18 protein-coding genes are annotated in these 20,271 nt (G+C 70.2%); 8 read left to right on the plus strand and 10 right to left on the minus strand.

The annotated features are described in order from the left end of the window. The first annotated feature begins 227 nt into the window (after positions 1 to 227). On the plus strand, positions 228 to 1,589 hold the full coding sequence (locus tag OIE53_RS04745) for a plasmid pRiA4b ORF-3 family protein (RefSeq protein WP_327025334.1): 1,362 nt from the start codon (positions 228 to 230) through the stop codon (positions 1,587 to 1,589). Positions 1,590 to 1,633: 44 nt separating this feature from the next. Further along, positions 1,634 to 2,173 carry a hypothetical protein gene (locus tag OIE53_RS04750; RefSeq protein ID WP_327025335.1) on the plus strand — a complete coding sequence of 180 codons (540 nt, stop codon included), beginning with the start codon at positions 1,634 to 1,636 and terminating at the stop codon, positions 2,171 to 2,173. 31 nt (positions 2,174 to 2,204) lie between these two features. On the opposite strand, the gene OIE53_RS04755 is transcribed toward OIE53_RS04750, so the two are convergent. Then, entirely contained in the window at positions 2,205 to 2,936 is a 732-nt protein-coding gene (locus tag OIE53_RS04755) for an HD domain-containing protein (protein WP_327025336.1), read from the minus strand. 173 nt (positions 2,937 to 3,109) lie between these two features. Between OIE53_RS04755 and OIE53_RS04760 the strand changes: the two genes are divergently transcribed. Both OIE53_RS04760 and OIE53_RS04765 read left to right on the plus strand, forming a co-directional pair. Beyond that, a complete protein-coding gene (locus OIE53_RS04760; protein WP_327025337.1) occupies positions 3,110 to 3,232 on the plus strand; it encodes a hypothetical protein in 123 nt (40 codons plus the stop codon). Positions 3,233 to 3,426: 194 nt separating this feature from the next. Then, positions 3,427 to 4,368 carry a DUF559 domain-containing protein gene (locus OIE53_RS04765; protein ID WP_327025338.1) on the plus strand — a complete coding sequence of 314 codons (942 nt, stop codon included), beginning with the start codon at positions 3,427 to 3,429 and terminating at the stop codon, positions 4,366 to 4,368. Between the two features lie 29 nt (positions 4,369 to 4,397). Here OIE53_RS04765 and OIE53_RS04770 read toward each other — a convergent pair whose 3' ends face one another. Together OIE53_RS04770 and OIE53_RS04775 are read right to left on the minus strand one after the other, a co-directional pair. Continuing rightward, a complete protein-coding gene (locus OIE53_RS04770; RefSeq protein WP_327025339.1) occupies positions 4,398 to 4,712 on the minus strand; it encodes a hypothetical protein in 315 nt (104 codons plus the stop codon). Then, positions 4,709 to 4,987 carry a DivIVA domain-containing protein gene (locus OIE53_RS04775; RefSeq protein ID WP_327025340.1) on the minus strand — a complete coding sequence of 93 codons (279 nt, stop codon included), beginning with the start codon at positions 4,985 to 4,987 and terminating at the stop codon, positions 4,709 to 4,711. The genes OIE53_RS04770 and OIE53_RS04775 overlap by 4 nt, the downstream gene beginning before the upstream one ends. Positions 4,988 to 5,299: 312 nt before the next feature. Here OIE53_RS04775 and OIE53_RS04780 point away from each other — a divergent pair, with 312 nt between their 5' ends. The 4 genes from OIE53_RS04780 (at position 5,300) to OIE53_RS04795 (ending at position 8,335) form a co-directional block, all read left to right on the plus strand. Then, the gene (locus OIE53_RS04780; protein ID WP_327025341.1) at positions 5,300 to 5,539 is read left to right on the plus strand and encodes a winged helix-turn-helix domain-containing protein; all 240 of its coding nucleotides are present in this window, start codon (positions 5,300 to 5,302) and stop codon (positions 5,537 to 5,539) included. A 62-nt stretch (positions 5,540 to 5,601) separates the two neighbouring features. Next, a complete protein-coding gene (locus OIE53_RS04785; RefSeq protein WP_327025342.1) occupies positions 5,602 to 6,543 on the plus strand; it encodes an HNH endonuclease in 942 nt (313 codons plus the stop codon). Between the two features lie 351 nt (positions 6,544 to 6,894). Then, positions 6,895 to 7,554 (plus strand): hypothetical protein, encoded by a 660-nt coding sequence (locus OIE53_RS04790; RefSeq protein WP_327025343.1) that lies wholly within the window; start codon positions 6,895 to 6,897, stop codon positions 7,552 to 7,554. Between the two features lie 157 nt (positions 7,555 to 7,711). After that, positions 7,712 to 8,335 (plus strand): DUF6642 family protein, encoded by a 624-nt coding sequence (locus tag OIE53_RS04795; protein WP_327025344.1) that lies wholly within the window; start codon positions 7,712 to 7,714, stop codon positions 8,333 to 8,335. A 291-nt stretch (positions 8,336 to 8,626) separates the two neighbouring features. On the opposite strand, the gene OIE53_RS04800 is transcribed toward OIE53_RS04795, so the two are convergent. The 7 genes from OIE53_RS04800 to uxaC form a co-directional block, all read right to left on the minus strand. Next, entirely contained in the window at positions 8,627 to 11,401 is a 2,775-nt protein-coding gene (locus tag OIE53_RS04800; protein WP_327025345.1) for an AAA domain-containing protein, read from the minus strand. Positions 11,402 to 11,558: 157 nt separating this feature from the next. Further along, positions 11,559 to 13,127, minus strand: a complete 1,569-nt coding sequence (locus tag OIE53_RS04805; RefSeq protein WP_327025346.1) for a pectate lyase family protein — start codon at positions 13,125 to 13,127, stop codon at positions 11,559 to 11,561. A gap of 102 nt (positions 13,128 to 13,229) precedes the next feature. Further along, positions 13,230 to 14,618: a pectate lyase family protein gene (locus tag OIE53_RS04810; protein ID WP_327025347.1), complete on the minus strand. Its 1,389-nt coding sequence runs from the start codon at positions 14,616 to 14,618 to the stop codon at positions 13,230 to 13,232. A gap of 209 nt (positions 14,619 to 14,827) precedes the next feature. Next, positions 14,828 to 16,063 carry a Gfo/Idh/MocA family protein gene (locus OIE53_RS04815; protein WP_327025348.1) on the minus strand — a complete coding sequence of 412 codons (1,236 nt, stop codon included), beginning with the start codon at positions 16,061 to 16,063 and terminating at the stop codon, positions 14,828 to 14,830. Beyond that, positions 16,060 to 17,550, minus strand: coding sequence for a mannitol dehydrogenase family protein (locus OIE53_RS04820; protein ID WP_327025349.1), 1,491 nt, complete (start codon positions 17,548 to 17,550; stop codon positions 16,060 to 16,062). The genes OIE53_RS04815 and OIE53_RS04820 overlap by 4 nt, the downstream gene beginning before the upstream one ends. Next, complete coding sequence (locus OIE53_RS04825; protein WP_327025350.1) at positions 17,541 to 18,842, minus strand: enolase C-terminal domain-like protein; 1,302 nt, start codon at positions 18,840 to 18,842, stop codon at positions 17,541 to 17,543. Before OIE53_RS04825 ends, OIE53_RS04820 begins: the two co-directional genes overlap by 10 nt. Then, on the minus strand, positions 18,839 to 20,269 hold the full coding sequence (gene uxaC, locus OIE53_RS04830; protein WP_327025351.1) for a glucuronate isomerase: 1,431 nt from the start codon (positions 20,267 to 20,269) through the stop codon (positions 18,839 to 18,841). Before uxaC ends, OIE53_RS04825 begins: the two co-directional genes overlap by 4 nt. Between the last annotated feature and the right edge of the window lie 2 nt (positions 20,270 to 20,271).

Below are 20,271 nucleotides of genomic sequence, written 5' to 3' on the forward strand. Positions count from 1 at the left end.
GGTGACCGGGACCGTGTCCATGAGTCGTCGCGTCGTCGACATGGGGCAGACTGCGTCTCGTGAGTCCCATGAGTCGTCGCCGTAAGTCGAAGAGTCGATCCGTCCGTAGCGGTGCCCCGCTCGTCGTTATGGACCCGCCGGACGAGTGTGACTGCCCGCACTGTGCCGGGGGGCAGCCCACGCCGGAGCAACTCGACAGCCTGATGCCGCTAATCGACTTGGCCGCGATGCAGGATCCGACGGAGATCGAGGTGGCCGCCTCGATGTTCCTGGCGGTCGGTGCCCTCGTCGGGGAGGACTTCGACCAGGCGTTACCGGAGCTGTTCGTGCCGACACTGGAGGCGGTAGCCACGCCACCGGCACGCGCCATGCTCGCCGGCATCGCCGCGGTCTGCGACGGCGACACGAGCCGCTTCGCGGCACAGGCGGCTGGCCGGCTCGCCGAGGCCGGGGTCGACGCGCCGGCCTGGCTCGCAGAGTTGGACGCCCCGATCGTGGCACAGGAGTGCCGCCAGTTCCTCAACCCGATGGGGGAGACCTTCCTGCTGGCCGGCATGTTCCAGCGGGCCGGCCGGTCGCTGGCCGCGTTCGTGGTGCTCGATCCCCTCGATTGTGGTGCTGCGCAGGAGATACTCCTGATCGACCCCGACCAGTGGGATGGTGCGCGCCATTCGCTCCAATCCGACCTGCGGGCCGATGGCGTCTCCATCCGGGACGAGGAGATTCAGCCGGCCGACTTCCGTCGCGCCGTACAGGAGGCACTGGAGATCCGTGCCGACCACGACCAGGACCGCGACGTGGACGACCTCCTCGACGACAAGGAAGGCCCCGGCTACCCGGCGTTCGCCCTGCTCCTGCGCAGTTGGCTGCGGACGCTGCCTGAGCCGGCCAGCCTGCCCCGTCACCGGCACGACGGCGAACTGGACATCGCCTCGATCGCCGCGCTGCTGGACCGCATACCGGGGCGTGGACGAAGAGGTGCCGTACCGAGACCCCGCACCGCCGCCCTGCCGTCCAAGCGGAAGAAGTCCGCCGGGCCGGCCCCCATCTACCGGATCAAAGTCGGGCTGAGAGGAGCCCGTCCGCCGATCTGGCGTCGCCTTGAGGTGCCCGGGGACATCACGCTGGCCCGGCTGCACACGCTGATTCAGGTCGCCTTCGACTGGGATGACAGTCACCTGCACGTCTTCGAGACCCCGTACGGCAGCTTCGGTCGTCCGGACGCAGAACTCGGTCATCGGGCCGAGTCACGGGTCAACTTGGAGCAGGTCGCTACCGCCGTGAACGACAAGCTCCACTACACCTACGATTTCGGTGACAGTTGGGAGCACGACATCCTGGTGGAACAGATCCTCGATCGTGATCCGGCCGTGACGTACCCGCGCTGTGTCGGTGGCCGGCGGGCTGCCCCACCGGAGGACTGCGGAGGCGTGTGGGGTTACGCGGAGTTGGTGGACATCCTCGCCGACCCCACGCACCCCGAACACCAGGACCGCCGCGGCTGGCTGGGCCTTGCCGAGTCCACCCCCTTCGACCCGGCCCACTTCGACGCGAAGGCGATCACCGCCGCGCTGCAACGGTTGCGCTGACGCCACCAGCCGCCGGGTTGCCGGAGGCTGGCAGGGTATGCGCCATGGGGAGCCTCGTTGCGCAGTTGCCCGCCCTGCTCGGTGTGCTGGTCGGCACCATCGGCACGATCGTGGCCACCTCGCTCGCCGACCGCGCCCGGTGGCGCCGACACCAGGGCGTGCGATGGGACGAGCGGCGGTTCGACGCGTACGCCGAATTCGCCCGCGTGCTCAAGGAGGTGCTCACCATCGCCAGCCGGCTGATCGGCGGCTACCTCGACCGGGAGCAGGAACTCGCCCTGCTGACCGAGGCCAACTTCCGGCACACCATCGCCTGGGAGAACGTCCTGCTGCTCGGCGACGCCCCGACAGTGAAGGCCGCCCGGGCCTGGCGCGACGCGGTCTGGGAGGTCGAACGCCTGGCCCGCGACGGCTCCGCCGCGGACGGGCTGCCCGACCTGCTGCACCGGGTCAACGAGGCACGGGACCAGTTCTACGACGCGGCCCGCGGTGGCCTCGGCGTCAGCGGCGGCTCGGTCGCCCAGGCCGCGCTGCTGGTCGACCGGCTGTACCCACGTCACACCCGCCCACCGGCACCACGCTGACCTGCACCCCGGACGCGATGGTGGCTGACGCTCAGGCGTGCTGCGCGGGTTGGTCCAGGATGGCGCTGAACCGCTCCTCGGCCAGGTCTAGCTGGTCGAGGATGTGCCGGCGCACCGGCTCGGACAGGGGAGTGTCCGCGCGGGTGACCAGATCGCGGAAGACCGGCACCAGGGGACGGTACTTGCGCGCCAACGCCTCCACCTTCGGCCCGACCGAGTGGATCACCCCGACACCGTTGTCGGTGAAGTCGGAGACCTTGATGACCCGGGCCCACGGCTCACCGTCGAGACTGTGCACCAGGTGCTCGCGGTACTGCTCGTTGCGGTCCCGTTCCGGATCCCACCGCGGATTGGTGACCGCCGCGACCAGCCGCGCCACCCGGGCACCGAACCGGTCCGCGAGCACCGCCAGCGCCGCCGGAGTCGGATCACCCCCGGCGTACGCCGGGCCGGCCAGCTCCGCCGGATGATCCTCCACCGCGTCGTGCAGCAGCCCGGCGACGATCACCTCCGGGTCGCGTACCTGGTAGTGGTGCATCAACCGGATCGCGACCCGCAGCAGATGGTTGACGTACGGCTCCCGGGACCGCCGGTCGTCGCGGTGCAGCCGGCCGGCCAACTCCAACGCCTCGTCCAGCCGACCCCGGGCGTCGGCGTCGAAGGCCGCACACTCCAGCCGGAACCTCTCCCGCAGGCCCGGCTCCCCGTGCATCTCCGTGATGGCGTGCATCGGCATGCTGGCCAGATACGGCGGCAGATCCATCCGTCTCTTATATCGGATCACCACGCCACCGGTCACCACCCGCCGACCCGACCGGCCGGGACCGGGGCACGTGCTCGGCTGTCCTGGCACCTCGATGGAGAGCGCATAGGATCTGCCCATGCAGGAGGGCCGGTGGACGACGATCACCCCGTCGCAGTTCGCTGCTCTGCCCGATGGAGGACCCTGGAGTCCTGCCCAAACTTGACGGTGCCGTGGTGCGCGTCGGCGACAACGAATGGATCGCCCTCCCCGACGCCTGGGCCACCAACGCCCACCGCAGCGCCGCCCTAACCTGACCCCCCTTCCACGTCCCCTGATCGTGGCAGTGCGGCTGCGCGACACGCCGACACCTGAACAGCCACACCGCCACGATCAGGGTGGCCTACCAGATGTGGACGGGTTTTGGGGGTTGTCCACAGGGGTGTGGTTGTCCACAGGGGGCGGGAGCTGTGGCTGCGGGTGGGTGGGGCAGGGTGGCACGGTCGGCGGTGTGGATACGGTGTTGGCGGAGCTGGTGAGGCGCGGGAACGGGCTGGTGACCCGGTCGGTTGCCGAGCAGGTCGTGCCGGAGTGGGTCTTGCAGCGGGCGTGCACCAACGGCGAACTCGTACGGGTGCTGCCCGAGGTGTTCGCGGCGGCACACCTGTTGAATGACGAGAGCCTTCCGCCGCTCAGCCGGATCGGCCCGGCCCTCGGCCGCCGTGCGGTCGCCGCCTGGATGCGGGGGCGCGGTGCCCTCAGCCACCTCACCGCCCTCGACGTGTGGGGACTGCGCCAACAACGGCCCGGAGACCTGCTGCACGTGAGCGCACCTGCTGGCAGCGGCCTGCGAAACTGGCCCGGGGTGCGAGTCCACCGGCGTCGACACCTCACCCTCACTCCACCATCGACGGTGGTACGACAGGGGATGCCGGTGACCACCATCGAGCGAGCTTTGGTCGACTCCTGGCCGATGCTCGCGCTGGAGGAGCAACGGACGCCGATGATCAGGGCGTTCAACAACCGGCTGACCACCCCCGGCCGCCTGCAAGCTGTGCTCGACGGCACGGCAAGGGTGGCTAGCCGGGTAGCGCTGCGTACGCTGCTGACCCGCCTTGCCGACGGTTGCCGCAGCCCGCTGGAGATCTGGGGACACGAGCGCGTCTTCACCGGCCCTGGAATGCCGACCTTCCAGCGGCAGGCGCAGATCCGGCTCGGCCAGCGCAACGTCTACCTGGACCTGTACGCCGAGCCGGAACGGGTCAACATCGAACTCGACGGGGCCACCACCCACGGCGACCCCCGGCAGCGCGAAATCGACCTACGTCGTGACGCGCAACTGGCCGCCCTCGGCATCCTGGTCGTCCGCTTCGCCCATCGTCGGCTCGTGCGTGAGCCGGAGACCGTACGCCGGGAAACCCTCGCCATCCTCGCCACCCGTCAAACCAGGTAGGCGCCTCCACGAGCCCGACGACGTACGCGTCAGCGCCCTACCTGGACGGGACGGTCGTGCCGACCCTCCGTGCGGCCCACCAGCTCCACCGCGTCGGCTGACCTGGCGGGGCGCCGCCGGTTCCGAGGAGCGGAGAGACCGGCGAGTTGGACGTAGATTTCGCGTTTGGTGGTGGCGTTGCCGCGCCGGCTGAGCACGTAGCCGGTCAGCCAGACCCAGCCGTCGTACGCATGGCGGTCGCTGACCGAGACGACGCGCAGGGTCAGCGCCCGGTCCCCGGCGAACTGCACCGAGGCGCGGCCGTCGATCCGGAGCAGGTCGCCGGGGGAGGGGCGCACAGTCACCAGTGGCCGTCGTTCGCTGGTCGGCATTCGCGGGCGTGCATGGTCTGCCAGTCGCGCAGTGCCCGCTTGAGCCGCTCGTTCTCCTCAGCAAGGGTGTGGATCTGCCGGTGCAGGTCGGCCAGGTCATCGGCGACCCGGGCCTGGAACTGGCGTACCTGATCGGGATCGACGCCACGGCGACGCGGGTCGAAGCTGCGGGTGCGTACCTCGTGCGGGGTCAACCGGGCCGGCAGCCCGGTCCCGTAGAGCTGGCCGGATCGATACACCTGGGCCACGTCGGTCCTCTCCTGGGCGAGCGGAAGCGCGAAAGGTCGGTGCGGTGGGTCTGGAAGGGCGGGCCGTGCGTGGCCGGCGTCCGCACGGCCCGCCCGCTCGGCCGCCGCAGCCCAGTTCGGCGGTACGACGACAGAGCAGCCTGTCTGGGCCGGGACGGGCACACGCACCCGCCCCGGCCAGGGGATGAGCCGAACTCGTTGCCACGCGAGGAGCGGCTCGAAACCAACATATCTAGACATGTCAGATGAGTCAACGTTGCTTGTTAGGCGCGTTGCGGTGTGATCGAATCGGATTGCCACGCGAGGAGTGCCATGCGAGAAGTGCCGGACTACTGGCGCATCGCCGATGATGTGATCGCCGACGTCAAGTCCAAGAAGTTGAAGCCGGGGGACAGGCTGCCCTCGATCGCCGACACACGCGCCACCTACAACGTCAGTCACGGAACCGTGCAGATGGCCTACGCGCGCCTCGAAGCGCTGCGGGTCATTCGGCGGCAGCAGGGCAAGGGCGTCTTCGTGACCGATCCGGGCACCTGGATGCGGGAGCCCTGAGTTGGCTGTCTGCCGAGATCCGACCGTTCCGGGTGTAGCGGGTAGATCATGTTCGGTGCAGGATGATCGATGTGAAGGCTTTTGTAGGCGTGACGGACGAAAAGTGGTACCGGTTCCTAGCAGCGCGTCCCGGCCTGGGTGAGGTCAACTTCTGGCGGCCGTCTGGCGGCAACTTTCGTGCTCTCACGCCTGGCGAACCCTTCTTCTTCAAGGCGCACTACCCACTCAATCGGATAGTCGGAGGAGGCTTCTTCAGCGGCTTCACCCAACTGAGGATCTCGGAGGCGTGGGAGTTGTTCGGCGAGGCCAACGGTGTCGCTAGCTTGGACGAGATGCGCCGCAGCGTCGGGCGCTACCGCAAGCAGCCGATCGGGCTCGACGAGGACCCGGTCATCGGCTGCATCTTCGTTCGCGACAGCGTCTTTTTCCCTGATGAATCGACTGTTGGCCCACCACCGGATTTCGCTTCCAATGTGGTACAGGGCAAGACGTACGACCTCGCTGATTCCTCCGTCGCCGGGTACTTCGATCTCCTGCTGCACCGCATACTGGGCGTGGCCGTCGCACTGGACCTCAGTGAGCCCTGGCATCGACCCGGGCCGGTGTATGGTGATCCCCGGCTCGTACCGCAACGCCTCGGTCAGCAGTCGTTCAAGGCTGTGGTGCTGAGTGCCTACGGACGACGTTGCGCCATTACCGGCAACAGGGTCCAGCCGGTGCTGCAGGCGGCCCATATTAGGCCGTTGCAGCAAGGCGGGGACCATCGGATCGACAACGGCTTGCTGCTCAAGTCGGACGTGCACATTCTCTTCGATCGGGGGTACCTTGGTGTTGACCCGAAGTACCGCTTGATGGTCAGTCCTCGCCTGCGCAGTGAATTCGGGAACGGTGACCAGTTCTACGCAAAGGCCGGCACGACCATCGCACTTCCGCAACGGGCGCCTGATCGGCCCAATGCCGATTTCCTCGAGTGGCATCTGGACACCGTCTTCAAGGCTGCCTGACGCCGTATGCCTCGATCGCCATCTGTTTGCCTGGGCATAACTGGACTGGTCCTGCCGTCGACCGGCCTGACTCGCTGCGGGTGTCCTCTTTCAGGAATGTCTGCCGGGGTCTCGGCGGCCAGAACCAGTTAACTCATCGCCTGCGACCCCTGGGGCGCGCAACCGACCTCATTCTGGTGCCGGCTCGGACCGCTCATCGACGCGGCGAGACCGGCACCCTTGTGCACGACTTCACCGACCCGGAGTGGGACACCCGCTTCCTCGGCGACCTCTACCAGGACCTCTCGGAGGTATAAGTTGTCCGACCCGACAGAAGTCAGTTCCGCTACCCCCTGGTGGACCGCAGACGACGTGGCCGAAGTGGCCGAAGCTCTAGAGTCCCGGCGCTCTCGGCTCTGGGGGATCGTCTCACCGGCCGACCTGGCCGACTGGATCTTCGCCGAACCGGTCCCGGCACCACTTCACCCACTGCCGGTCGAGAGCGACGACAAATGCGCGAACGGCTTGACGGGGTCGAAAAAGATAGCCTGGGCGCTGGCCGGTTGGGCTGCTCGGATGGTGGTGCCGGAGCCAGCTACGACTGCGGGACGACACTGGCATCTGTCGTATCTCGATGACACCACACCTGCCGTACTGCGGTTGACGGTCGGGGTGCTGGAGATCATCGGCCTGTACGAGTCCGGTGAGAGTGTGTGGTTGCGGCTACACGCCGGGCCTGTCGGTCTGGCCCTCGAAGCAGGGGTGGCCAGCGAAAAGGAGTGGGAAGAACGCGGCATCGAGATCCTGGAGGACAGGACGAAGACCCTCGCCGAGGAGAAGCTTCTCCTGCGCTGCCCGGACCTGGCGACGGCGTTCTGGCTATTGCGACAGCGGCCGGTCATCGCGGGGATGCGATTGTTGAGTTGTTGGGTGGCTGCCGGGCCTTACTCCTTCGAGAGCAGCTACCACCCTGAAGTAGTGGGACGTGCGTGGCTTGCGTCAACGTCGTTGAGTAGCAGCTCAGCCGAGTGAACTGGCGGTAGGCGTCCTTGCTGTGCAACTTGTGACTTCCCCGCTGCATGTGCAAGGTGAGGCGGCCCTCGTACCAACCATTGTGGACGTTCTGTCGATGGGCAGGCAGCGGAAAGCTCTCGTACCGATGCGGTTTCGTCACCCCGGGGAGGTTGAGATGCCGAGGCGCAAGGGTGTCTTTTGTATCGAGGGCGAATGGCATCCCGACCTGACCAAGCGCTGGTCGGTGCGGCCGACTCTTCAGCTGCTGGAGCAGTTGGAGAGCCTGCGCTACATCCATCAGAGCGCTGTCACCCGGGATCAGCTGAAGTACTACGTCGAACAGTGGTCCTTGCGCAAGTACTCCTCGTACGAGGTGGGCTTCTTTGCGCTGCACGGGTCTCCCAGCCAACTGTGGCTGTCCAACTCACAATCGACCAGTTTGCACGAGGTCGCGACCTGGATATCACCAGGCTGCTGGCAGGGGAGGCAGATCTACATCGGCGCGTGCTCGGTGCTGCAGGGGTCCGACAGGGACCTGAGCGAGTTCCTGAAGCAGACGGGCGCGTCGATGGTGTGTGGCTTCACCAAGCAGATTGACTGGATCGAGTCGGCGGCCTTCGAGACGGTGGTCCTGGATCGGCTGGTCAACGCCGGCAAAGTCAACAGCCTTCAACAGTTGGTTTCCTCGGCACGTTGGGCGCCGCTGGCACAACACCTCGGGTTCCGGGTGGTCTACGCCACGGGTGAGAGCTTCAAGATCCCGTCGATGCGATCCAAAGGGTCGAGCGTCACTCTATGATCGCGGCGGCCTCGTCCCGACCCGCGACCACCGGCTCGCTGCACCGAGCACTACCGCCGCACCTGCAGTCCGCCATCGACGCCTACTCCCACCGTGTCGTCGCCCTCGCCGACCCGCAACGACACCATCGTCTACCGTGTTAGCAACCACTGTTAGAAAGCGGGTCTGACAGGTCGGCTGCTCAGCAGTGAACGTCTGCCTGTTTCGAGGCCACCGCATCGACCCTCCGTGCCTGCTGGCCGATTTCGATTCTGCTTCGGCCGTGCCCAGAGGACGGGCCGGTCAGGCTTCCTATGTGTCAACGTCGCGGATGCGGGCGGCCAGGTCGAGGGCGGCTCGGATCGGGTCGGCGTTCCAGTGGCTGGCGAAGGCGTCGTACAGGCGCCATCCGGCGCGGGCCAGGGTCCGTTGCCGCTCGACGTGTGCGGCCACGGAATCCGGATGGACCCCGCAGATCACCCCGACCGCCTCGGTGTCCGCCCCGACACACAGGTCGATCTGCCAGCGGCCGACGGGGTAGTCGACCCGTACCGGCAGTCCCAGCTTTTCGAGTTCGACGGCCAGGGCCCGGGTCCAGGGGTCCGAGGCGGAGGTGGCCGGGCCGGTCGGGGGTGTCGGGGGTTGTTCGGCGTAGCGCAGGTAGTCGCCGATGATGCCCTCGGGGGAGCGCAGCGAGGTGACCACGGTCAGCTGCTTCCTGGCCCGGGTGATCAGGACGTTGAGCAGGCTGGAATCGGCCAGGAAGCGGTGTCGGGCCGGTGGGTCCTCGTCGACCAGCCCGAGTGAGGCGATCACCACGTCCGCCTCGCTGCCCTGGAAGGCGTGCACCGTCCCGGTACGCAGACCGAGCCGCTGGATCTCGTCGAGGTCGTACGCCGACAGCAGGGCCGCCTCCACCGCGTCCGCCTGGGCCCGGAACGGGCTGATCACCGCGATCCCGCCGGCCGGGGGATCGGTGGCCAGGGCCCGGACCAGGTCGAGTACGGCCTGCACCTCGGCCTGGTTGACGCCGTCGACCACGGTCGCCCGGTCGACCCGCACCACGTCGATGGCGTCGGCCTGTTCGTTGCGCGGGTGCCGGGTGACCAGTTCCAGTCTGCCGTCGTAGAACCGTTCCCCGGAGAACCCGATCAGGTGCGGCGCGGACCGGTAGTGCTCGGCCAGCCAGGTGACCCGGGCGGCCCCGGCCGCCAGGTCGTAGACGCTGGACCGTCGCACGTCGAGCCGGTCGGCCAGCCGGTCCAGTCCGTGCCGGTGCAGGGTGGCGGTCACCTCGACATCGGCGACGAAGGAGACGAACCGCAGTTGCCGGGGGTCACCGGCGACCAGGGCGTTGCGGGCGCGGGCCAGCACCGGGGCGACCCGTACCTGGTCGATGTGGGCGGCCTCGTCCAGCACCACCAGGTCGAACATGCCGGCCACCGGTGGCAGCAGATCCTCGACGTCGGTCACCGTGCCCACCCACAGGGGCAGGGCCCGCACCAGCGCCTCGGCGTCCAGCCCGGCCAGCAGTTCCCGGCGCCGGTTGCGCCCGGCCCGCAGGGCGGTACCCAGACCGTTGGCGGCCCGCCGGGCCTGCGGGGTCCACCGCTGGGCGCTGGTGGTGTGGTGCCGCAGGGCGGTGCCGACCGCCTTGGCCAGTACGGTGTCCGCCTCCGCCAGGGACTGCCAGGCGGCGGAGAGTTCGGTGCCGCCCTGGGCGGGGAGTCGAGCCGCCGCCTGGAGGGCCTCGGCCGCCTCCACCGCCGCCTCCAGCCGATCCCGGGGCAGGTCGGGACCGGCCCCGGTCAGCCGTCGCAGCCGCCGTTCGGCGTACGACCGTCGCAGTCGCGGCCACCAGCCCGCGCCCTGGCGGCCGGTATCCCGCAGGGCGTGCCGGATGGCGGTGAGGTCGGCGTCCGGGTCGAAGACCCGTGGCGCGTCCTGGGTCAGCGCGGGCAGCAGGGGCTGCCAACCCGGGAGGGTGGCGGCGCGTCGCTCCTGCTCCAGGGCAGCGGTGATCCCGGCTCGGACGGTGGCGACCCGGTGCCGGGCCGCCGCCACCGCGGCGGCGTCGGTGCGCAGTTGATCGTCGCGCACCCCACCGGCGGCCCCGTCGGCCAGGTCGGCGGCGACCGCCTCGCGTCGCTCCGCGTCCCCGAAGAGCACCGGGGGTGGGCCGGGATGCCGGCGCAGCAGGGTGCCCAGGGCCTCCGCAGCCGCCACGGACTGGGTGGCCACCAGCACCGACTTTCCCCGGTCGACCGCGTCCAGGGCGGCGGCGACCAGGGCGTGACTCTTGCCGTTGCCGGGGGCACCGGAGACCACCACGACCGCTTCGGTACGGGTGCGTCGGACCACCTCCGACTGGGTGCCGTTCAGCGGCAGCGGGGACAGCACCTCCTCGTCGTCGTGGCCGGTCTTGTCGTCGTGCTCGTCGGAGGGGCCGAGGTAGAGCCGGCTCAGGGCGGTGTCCGCCAACCCGGGACGGCCCGCCCAGTTCAGCAGGGTGTCGCGAAGCCGGCCGGCGAACACGTCCCGGGTAACGAAGATCGCCGCCGCGGCAACCCCGGTGAGGCTCTGATCGTCGAGGCGGCGCGGCGGACGGGGTACGACCTTCTCCACCTTCAGACCGGCCGCCTCGGCCGCCGCGGTGATCCAGGCCGCCGTGCCGGGGGCGGTCAGCCAACCCGGCCCGGCCAGCCCGGGTGCGGCCTCCAACCGGGCGGCGAGATCCCGATCCTCGATCAGCGAGGTCATCTCCAGGTCACCGGCGGGGACCACCCGGTAGCCGCCTCGGCCCCGCTCCAGCCGTACCGGTTGGGCCAGCAGCGGCAGCCGGATCCGCCGCCGTACCCCCTCGATGTCCGCCCCGCCGACCAGGAAGGCCAGGCCACGGCGCAGGATGCGTTCGTCGCGGTGCAGGGCGTCCTGCGCCGCCAGACGGTCCAGGTGGCCGCTGTGGGGGCCGCGGTGCGGCTCCGGCAACCAGACCAGGGGCCGGTTGCCCGCGGCCACGTCGAGGACCCGCTCGGCCCCGGCCGGAGCCAGGTCGGCGAGCGCGGTGAGGATGACACCGGCGTCCATCGCCCGCACATTCTGCCGTACGCCCGGACGCCGCCGACACGCCGCAACAAGCCCGTCGGCGTGGACTCCCTGGGGGGTATGAGGGTGGGGGCCGTCGGCGTCGACGGCCCCCACCAGGCTGGTGCTCGGGTGCCGGCCGGGCCGGCAGATCAGGTGACTATCCGGCGTACGTCTCGAACTCGGCGATCCGCGGGGTGCCGGAGGAACTGGTGATGTCGAAGGTGATCTTCCGCAGCGAGGTGGCCGGGAAGGAGATCACCCCGGCGGTGCTGCCGCTGGCCAGGACCGCGCCGGTGTCATGGTTGAGCAGCCGCCACGACCGGACGTTGCCGACCGCCCCGGAGGCCTCCCGGATGTTGACCCGGGAGACCCGGGTGGCGGTGTCCCACTTGATGGAGATCTGACCGGTGGACCCGGACGGCGACCAGGCGGTGCTCATGTTGCCGTCGCGTACGTCGCCGTAGCTGGTGCCGCTGGCCTTGCTGGACCCGTCGGAGCCGGCCCCGATGCTCAGGTTGGTGCCGCTGGGCTGGCTCGGGCCCGGGGTCGGGCTGGTCGGACCGGGGGTCGGGGTGGTCGGGCCCGGAGCGGGGGTGGTCGGGCCGCTCGTCGGGGTGGTCGGGGTGCAACTGCCGTTCGAGGTACGGATGCCCTTGTTGGCGCCGGCGGTCTGCCGGACGATGTCCGGCACGCAGTTGGCCGGGTCCAGGCGGTACGAGTAGGGAACGCTGACGCTGGTGTTGGAGGTCGGGTTGGGGCCGGCCGGGTTGGTGTCCCCGCCGCGGGAAGACCAGGTCACGTTGTCGAAGATGTTGCCGCTGACCTGCCAGTAGCCGGCCTGGTCGGTGTAGAAGGTGCCCAGCACGTCCTTGGCGTTCTGGAAGTAGTTGTTCTCCACCTTGGCCCGGGCCCCGGCCCGGGAGTTGATGCCGGACTCGTTGATCCGGGAGAAGTGGCTGTTGAAGATGTGCGCGACGCCGCCGCGCAGCAGGGGAGTGCGGGAGTCGATGTTCTCGTACAGGTTGTGGTGGAAGGTGACGTACCCGTTCGACAGGTCGCTCTCGCTGGACCCGATCAGACCACCCCGGCCGGAGTTGCGCAGGATGCTGTAGGACAGGGTCACGTACTGGGTGTTGTTCTTCATGTCGAACAGCCCGTCGAAGCCCTGCGACTCACCGCCCGAGGCCTCCAGGGTGACGTGGTCGACCCAGACGTTGCGGACGTTGGCCTCCATGCCGATGGCGTCACCGCCGTTGGAGGTCGGCGAGCCGGACTTCTTGACGTTCCGGACGGTCACGTTCTGGATGATGATGTTGCGGGCCTCGCGGATGTGGATGCCGATCTGGTCGAAGGTGGCTCCGTTGCCGACCCCCAGGATGGTGACGTTGCTGATCTGCTTGAGTTCGATCACGTCGGCGGCGGTGCTGCAGCTCGACCCGGAGACCTTCGTGGTGTTCCCGTGGTTGATGGTCCCCTCGACCTGGATGATGATCGGGGTGCTGCTGCTGGCCCGGTTGCACAGGGCCGCGTGGATCTGGGTGCCGGTGGTGGCGCGGACGGTCTGCCCGCCGGCCCCACCGGTGGTGCCGCCGTTGCTGCTGGCGAAGCCGGTGGCGCTGCCGACGGCCGCCGACGCCTGCGGCGTCGTCAATGCCACGCAGACGACTGCTCCGGTGGCTGTGGCGGCGAGGGCCGCCAGGACTCGTGGCGCGAGGGTGCGTCTCATCCTCGTCTCACCTTCCTTGCTGTTGTTGGTGGTGGTGAAAGGAAGGGCCCCTTGTTAACGCCTCCGGCATAGGCGGGGCCCCCTTTTAACAGCGGGGTGCCGCTACAGCGGCAGCCGGTCGGCGCCGGCGAGCGGTCCGACGACCAGCGGCACCAGGGGGGCCGGCAGCACCGGACCGTGCCGCAGGGTCGGGGTCCAACCGGCGTCCGGGGACAGGTCGGGGTCGTGTACGGCGTTGTACGCGGCCACCAGGTCGACCGGCCGCGGCAGCCCACTCGCCGGGGTGACCCAGTTGCCCCGGGTGGTGATGGCGGTGCCGCTCCAGTCGTAGAGCAGGTCGGCGGCGGAGATACCGGCACCGAGGGTGAAGTGGTTGTTCTGCGCGTACACCGCGGACTGCACCCCGACACCGATGGCGTACTCGAAGCCGGCACCGGCGATCCGGTAGGCGTTGTTGTAGAGGTCGACCTGGCCGAAGCGCACCCGGGGCAGCCGTTGCAGGGACCCGTCGAACAGGTTGTGGTGCAGGGTGACGTTGAGCCGACCGAGGTCCGGGCCGACCGTGTTGGAGGAGCCGATCAACATCACCTTGTCCCGCCCGTCGAACCGGTTCCAGGCGACCGTGACCAGGCTGGCGGTGTGGGTGATGTCCAGCGCGCCGTCGTGCACCTGGTAGGGGCGGCCGAAGTGGACCGGTTGGGCACTGTCCGGGTTGTCCCCGTCGGTGAAGGTGTTGTGCTCGATCCAGACGTTCTCGCTGCGGCGCACCGAGACCAGGTCGTACTGGGAGTTCCAGTTGCCGGTCTCCCCGTCGGTGGGGGACCAGGCGGGGAAGCAGTCCCGGGCGTCGTCGAAGGTGATGTTGCGGACGATGACGTTGGAGACCCGGTCGATCATCAGGGTGAGGCCGGTCAGCCGCGCCCCGCGCAGCCCGATGATGGTGGTGTTGGCGCCGACGTTGATCTGGGTGTGCCGGGTCTGGTTGGTCACCGACCGCACCCGGGCGGACTCGATCGGCCCGCTCGGCGCCACCCGACCCCAGACCCCCGGGTCGTACGCGGCCAGGTACGCCTCCAGGGAGTAGCCGGGGTCGGCCAGGTCCGTGCAGTTCAGCAGGCTGCCGTCGGGGCCCTCGAATCCGTCGATGGTGCCCTTGACGTACACGATCTTGGGGGTGGCGTTGCCGGCGTTGGTGGCGTTGTCGCCGCCGAGCGCGGCGATCAGCTCGGCCCGGGTGGTGACGACGTGCACCTGGTCCGCGCTCGCGGTCGAACCGCCGGTGGTGCCCGGCCCGGCGGAGGCCCAGCCGTCCCCGGCCGGCAGGGTCTGTCGGCCGAGCTGGCGGGCCAGGGGGGACAGGGCCGGGGGAGCGGAGGTCGGCGAGGGCCGGGCGGCCAGGTCGGTCCCGGCCGGGGCGTGAGCGGCGGCGGGAGCGGGGGCGGCGGTCAGGGTGAGTGTGATCAATGCCGCGTACGCGGCGACTCTGCGCATTGTTTGTCCGTTCCTTCGTCGTGTTTCTTGCTGGTAACGAAGGTTACGGATTGTGTTTGATATCGGTCAATATGCTGGATATGCAGGTTTGTTGCACTAAATGCGATCGGCCGACATTGACCCGACCTATCCTGATCGGGAAGCCGCAGGTGAACGCATTGCGTCGATCCACTCCGGAACGACGATTTGCAGTCCGGTTGCCGTACCTCCTATTCCTGGGATGTCGTTTTCGGTGCCGCCACGGCCTGCCACGGCGGCACGGCCCATGCCACACCCGACTCCGACGGTAGTTCGCCATCCTCGGCGGCCCGGCGCAGCACCGCGTTGACCTCGCGGATACGCAGCACCCGCTGCGGCCCCTCGCCGACCGGTTCCACCAGGTCCCCGCCCAGCAGGGTCGGCTCGGGTGCGGCCTGAAGCGCGGTCAGCAGCTCGGTGAAGGCGGCGGTCCGGGCCAGGGGGGCGATCAGCGGAACCCGGGGGTCGGCCCGATGGGCCAGCAGGTTCTCCAGCAGACCCCGCCGGCCGGGCACCAGGTCCGGGCCCGCCTGCCCGGGCAACCACAGGCGGTCGGTCGGGTACTCCAGGATCGCCCGGCCGCCGGTGCCGGTGACGATCACCTCGCCGGCCACGAAGTCCTCCCCGGCGAGGGTCACCGCGGCCACGATCGGTGGCCCCTCCGCCGGCCGCAGGCGCAGCACGGCGGTGTCGTCGACCTCGATCGGCCGTACCCGGTACCGCTCCACCTCGATGGTGGCCGGCTGCACCGGCTGCCCGGTGACCGCCTCGGCGACCGCCAGGCACTGCATGACCGCGTGCGCCAGCGGGTTGGCCAGGGCCCCGTCTAGCACCGGCCGACCGTCCAGCAGTCGCCGTCCGGCCCAGGGGGCCCGGGCATAGTAGGCGTCCGGCCGTTGCCAGGCCGCGACCGTGGCGATGCCGGTGACCGTACCCAGTCGGCCGGTCGTCACCGCCTCGGTCAGTGCGGTCAGCGCCGCCGAGCCGAGGGCCTGGAACCCGACCTGGGCCACCCGGCCGGTGGCCGCCAGGAGCGCCGCCAACTCCTCATGCTCGGTGCTGCAGAGCACCGGCGGCTTCTCCAGCAGCAGGTCGGCACCGGCGGTCACCGCGTCCCGGGCGATCGGCAGGTGGGTGTGCGGCGGGGTGCAGATCACCACCACCTCGGGGGCCACCTCGGCCAGCATCTTCCGATGGTCGGTGAAGATCCGGGTACCCGCCGGCACCGGTGCGGCCGGTTCCTCCTCGATCGGCCTGGGGTCGACCAGGGCGGCCAGCCGCAGCCGCCCGGCCTCGTGCAGGGGGCCGATCACCCGCCGGTGCCAGCGACCGTGCCCGTTCGCCCCGATCAGCGCGATCCGTGGAGTGTTAAGCGGGGACCCTTCCTCTACCGCAGGCGTTAAGAAGGTGCCCTTCCTTGCACTCATGCGGCGGCGGTGAGGGTGGGGCGGACGCCGTAACGGGTCAGGTCGGTCAGCCAGGCGGTGATGTCGGCGCGTACCTGGGGGTCGGCGGCCACCTCCGGCGGGACGACCTCGTCCAGGGCCAGCACGGCCTCGACCGCCCCGGCGGGGGTCTGCGCCGCCTCGGCCAGGGCGGTACGGATCCGGTCTGCCAGCGGGTCGTCCAGGGGCAGCGGCGAACCCTCGTCGGTGGCACCCTGGGCGAACCGGATCCAGGCGGCGATCACCAGGGTCGCCCAGCGCGCCGAGCGGCCGGCGGCCCGCAGGTCGGCGATGGTGTGCAGGATCCGCTGGGGCAGCTTCTGCGAACCGTCCATCGCCACCTGGAGGGTGCGGTGCCGGATCGCCGGGTTGCCGAACCGGGCCAGCACCTGCTCGCCGTAGTCGACCACCTCGACCCCCTCCGGCGGGGTGAAGCTGACCGCGATCTCCTCGGCGATGAGCCGACGCAGCACGGTGTCCAGGTGCGGCAGCGCCAGGGCCTCCGCGATGGTCTCGCAGCCGGCCAGGGCCCCCAGGTAGGCCGCCGCCGAGTGCACCCCGTTGAGGGTGCGCAGCTTGAGCCGCTCCCAGGGCCCGGCGTCGGCGCAGAGCACCGCCCCGGCCCGGTCCCAGGCCGGACGTCCGCCGGGGAAGTCGTCCTCGATGACCCACTGGGTGTACGGCTCGGCCGCCACCGCCGCCAGATCCTCCACCCCCAGGGCCCGCCGGGCCGCCGCCAGGGTCTGCGCCGTGCTGGCCGGGACGATCCGGTCCACCATGGTGCCCGGGAACCCTACCTGGGCCCCGACCCAGTCCAGGGCCGGTCGGGGTGCCTTCGCGTACGCCAGGGCGTGCTGGACCAGGCCACGGAGCCGGCGGCCGTTGGCGGGCAGGTTGTCGCAGCTGACCAGGGCGATCGGCCCGGCGTCGGCGGCGGCCCGGGCCAGCAGCCCGCGCACCAGCAGACCGGGCACGGTCACCGGGGGCCGGTCCGTGGTCAGGTCGGCCACCAGGGCCGGGTCCGGGCGCAGGGTTCCTGCGGCCGGATCGAGTTGGTACGCCTTCTCGGTGACCGTCAGGGTGACCACCCGGATCGCCGGGTCGGCCAGCAGCGCCACCACCGCCTGCGGGTCGGCGGCGGCCAGCCGTACCCCGGTCAGCGCCCCGACCACCCGGGTGTGCTGGTCGGCGGCCGACAGGGTGCTGACACTGAACAGGTTGTCCTGCGCGGTCAGCACCCGCACCAGGTCGGCGTTGCGCGGCGCCACCCCGAGGATGCCCCAGTCCCCGCCGGCCAGGGCGATCGCCTGCTCGGTGTAGACCGCCTGGTGGGCCCGGTGGAAGGCGCCGAGCCCCAGGTGCAGCACCCCGGCCGGCACGCTGCCGGGCTGCACCAGCGGACGGGACCCGGCCGGCAGCCGACGCAGCGCCCCCAGGTCGAGTCGGGAGGCCCCCACGGTCACCGCCATGCCGGGCCGTCCGGGAAACCGAAGGTGGCGATGGACTCCGGGCGCATGGTGGCGCTGTAGCCCGGCTCGGTCGGCAGCAGGTACCGTCCGTCGCGGGTGCGTACCGGGTCCAGGAAGTGTTCGTGCAGGTGGTCGACGTACTCCACCATCCGCCCCTCCAGGCTGGTGCCCACCCGCAGGTAGTCGAAGATCGCCAGGTGCTGGACGTACTCGCAGAGGCCGACCCCGCCCGCGTGCGGGCAGATCGGCACCCCGAACTTGGCGGCCATCAGGATCTCGGCCAGCACCTCGTTGACCCCGGCCACCCGGCAGGCGTCGATCTGCATCACCCCGATCGCCTCGGCCTGCAACAACTGCTTGAAGATGACCTTGTTGGCGGCCACCTCGCCGGTGGCCACCCGGCACCGCCCGCCGGTCAGCTCGGTCACCGCCCGGGCGATGCGGGCGTGCCCGAGGATGTCGTCGGCGTGGGTCGGCTCCTCGATCCAGTAGGGATCCACCTCGGCCAGGGCGGTCATGTTGGTGATCGCCTCGTCGACGTCCCACACCTGGTTGGCGTCCATCATCAGCAGCGCCTCCGGGCCGATCTCCGACCGGATGATCCGGGCCCGCCGCAGGTCGTCGGCGGGCGGGCCACCGACCTTCATCTTCATCGCCCGCCACCCGGCCGCGTACGCCTGTCGGGTCAGGGCTCGCACCTTGTCGTCCGGGTAACCCAGCCAGCCCACCGAGGTGGTGTACGAGGGAAAGCCGTCGCGCTCCAGCACGGCCAGCCGGTCGGCGAGCCCGTCGCGGCCCTTGTCCAGGATGGCGGTGGCCTCTTCCGGGGTCAGCGCGTCCGTGATGTGGCCGAAGTCCACATTGGCCACCAGCTCCTCGGTGGGCAGCTCGGCCAGGTAGCGCCACATGGGTTTGCCGGCTAGCTTGGCCCGCAGGTCCCACACCGCGTTGACCAGGGCCCCGGTGGCCATGTGGATGACCCCCTTCTCCGGGCCCAGCCAGCGCAGCTGTACATCGGCGACCAGGGAGCGCCAGAAGGCCACCGGCTCGGCGGTGATCTCGGCGACCGTACGGCCGGTCACGTGGTGGGCCAGGGCCCGTACCGCCGCGCAGGTGATCTCGTTGCCGCGACCGTTGGTGAAGGTGAACCCGGCCCCGGTCGGCCCGTCGTCGGTGCTCAGCTCGACATAGGTGGCCGAATAGTCACCCCGGTTGATGGCGTCGGAGCCGTCGCCGCTGGCGGCGGTAGGAAACCGTACGTCGTGCACGGTGACCTCGGTGATGGTGGTCATTGTTGCCTCTCCCCGAACTTGAAGACCTGCTTCGGCAGGCGGTACGCCAGGTCGACCATGGTCTCGGCGGCCTCGTCCATCGGCAGCCGGTGCTCGGCCACCAGCCGGGCCAGGTAGCCGGCGTCGATGCGCCGGGCCACGTCGTGGCGTACCGGGATGGAACAGAAGGCGCGGGTGTCGTCGACGAACCCGGCGGTGTTGTAGAAGCCGGCCGTCTCGGTGACGGTCTCCCGGAACCGGCGCAGCACCTCGGGGGAGTCCAGGAACCACCAGGGTGCGCCGAGCAGCAGGGCGGCGTACCCGCCCGCCAGGGGAGCCAGTTCCCGGGTGAAGGTGTCCTCGTCGAGGGTGTAGAGCACCACCCGCAGCCGGGGGTCGTTGCCGTGCGCCTCCAGCAGCGGGGCCAGGGCGTGCACGTACTCGGTGGCCTGCGGGATGTCGCCGCCGACGTCCCGGCCGTGCCGGGCGTACAGCCACCGGTTGTGGTTGCGCACCGCACCGGGATGCAACTGCATCACCAGCCCGTCCTCCAGGGACATCCGGGCGAACTCCAGCAGCATGTGCGCGGCGAAGACCTCGGCGTCGCCCGGCTCGGCCCGGCCCCGGCGGGCCCGGTCGAACACCCTGGCGGCGCCCGCGCCGAGGTCCAGGGTCCGGGCGGTCAGGTGACCGTGGTCCGAGGAGGTGGCGCCGGCGGCGATGAACGCCGCCCGGCGGGCCCGCAGGGCGGCCAGATAGCCGGGGTACGTGCCGGTGTCCTCCCCGGTCAGCTCGCCCAGCCGGTCGATGTTGGCCGCCCAGTCCTCGAAGTCCAGGTCGACCACGTTGTCCGGGCGGAAGGTGGTGACCACCCGCCCGCCCGGCCCACCCCAGCCGTCCGCGGCCAGCTTGGCGTGCCTACCCAGGTCGTCCAGGGGGGACTCGGTGGTGGCCAGCACCTCGATGTTGAACCGTTCGAACAGGGCCCGGGGTCGGAAGTCCGGCTCGGACAGCTTGGCGGCCAGGGCGTCGTACACCTCGTCGGCGGTGGCCGGGGACAGTCGGGTGTCGACGTCGAAGACCTCGGTGAAGGTCTGCTCCAGCCACAGCCGTGACGGGGTGCCCCGGAACAGGTGCCAGTGTTCGGCGAAACGGCGCCAGATCCGTCGCCCGTCGGTCTCCACCGGAGTGCCGTCGCGGCTGGGCACCCCCAGCTCGGCGGGGGGAACCCCCTGGCTGAGCAGCATCCGGGTCAGGTAGTGGTCGGGCACGATGAGCAGCTGCGCCGGGTCACCGAAGGGCCGGTCCTCGGCCAGCAGGGCCGGGTCGACATGCCCGTGCGGGGAGATGATGGGCAACCTTGCCACCAGCGCGTACAACTCCCGGGCCAGTGCGCGTTGGCCCGGGTCGGCGGGGAGGAGCAGGTCTGGTCGGGTCGAGGTGGGCACGG

It is taken from the genome of Micromonospora sp. NBC_01739, from assembly GCF_035920385.1.
Lineage (GTDB): Bacteria > Actinomycetota > Actinomycetes > Mycobacteriales > Micromonosporaceae > Micromonospora.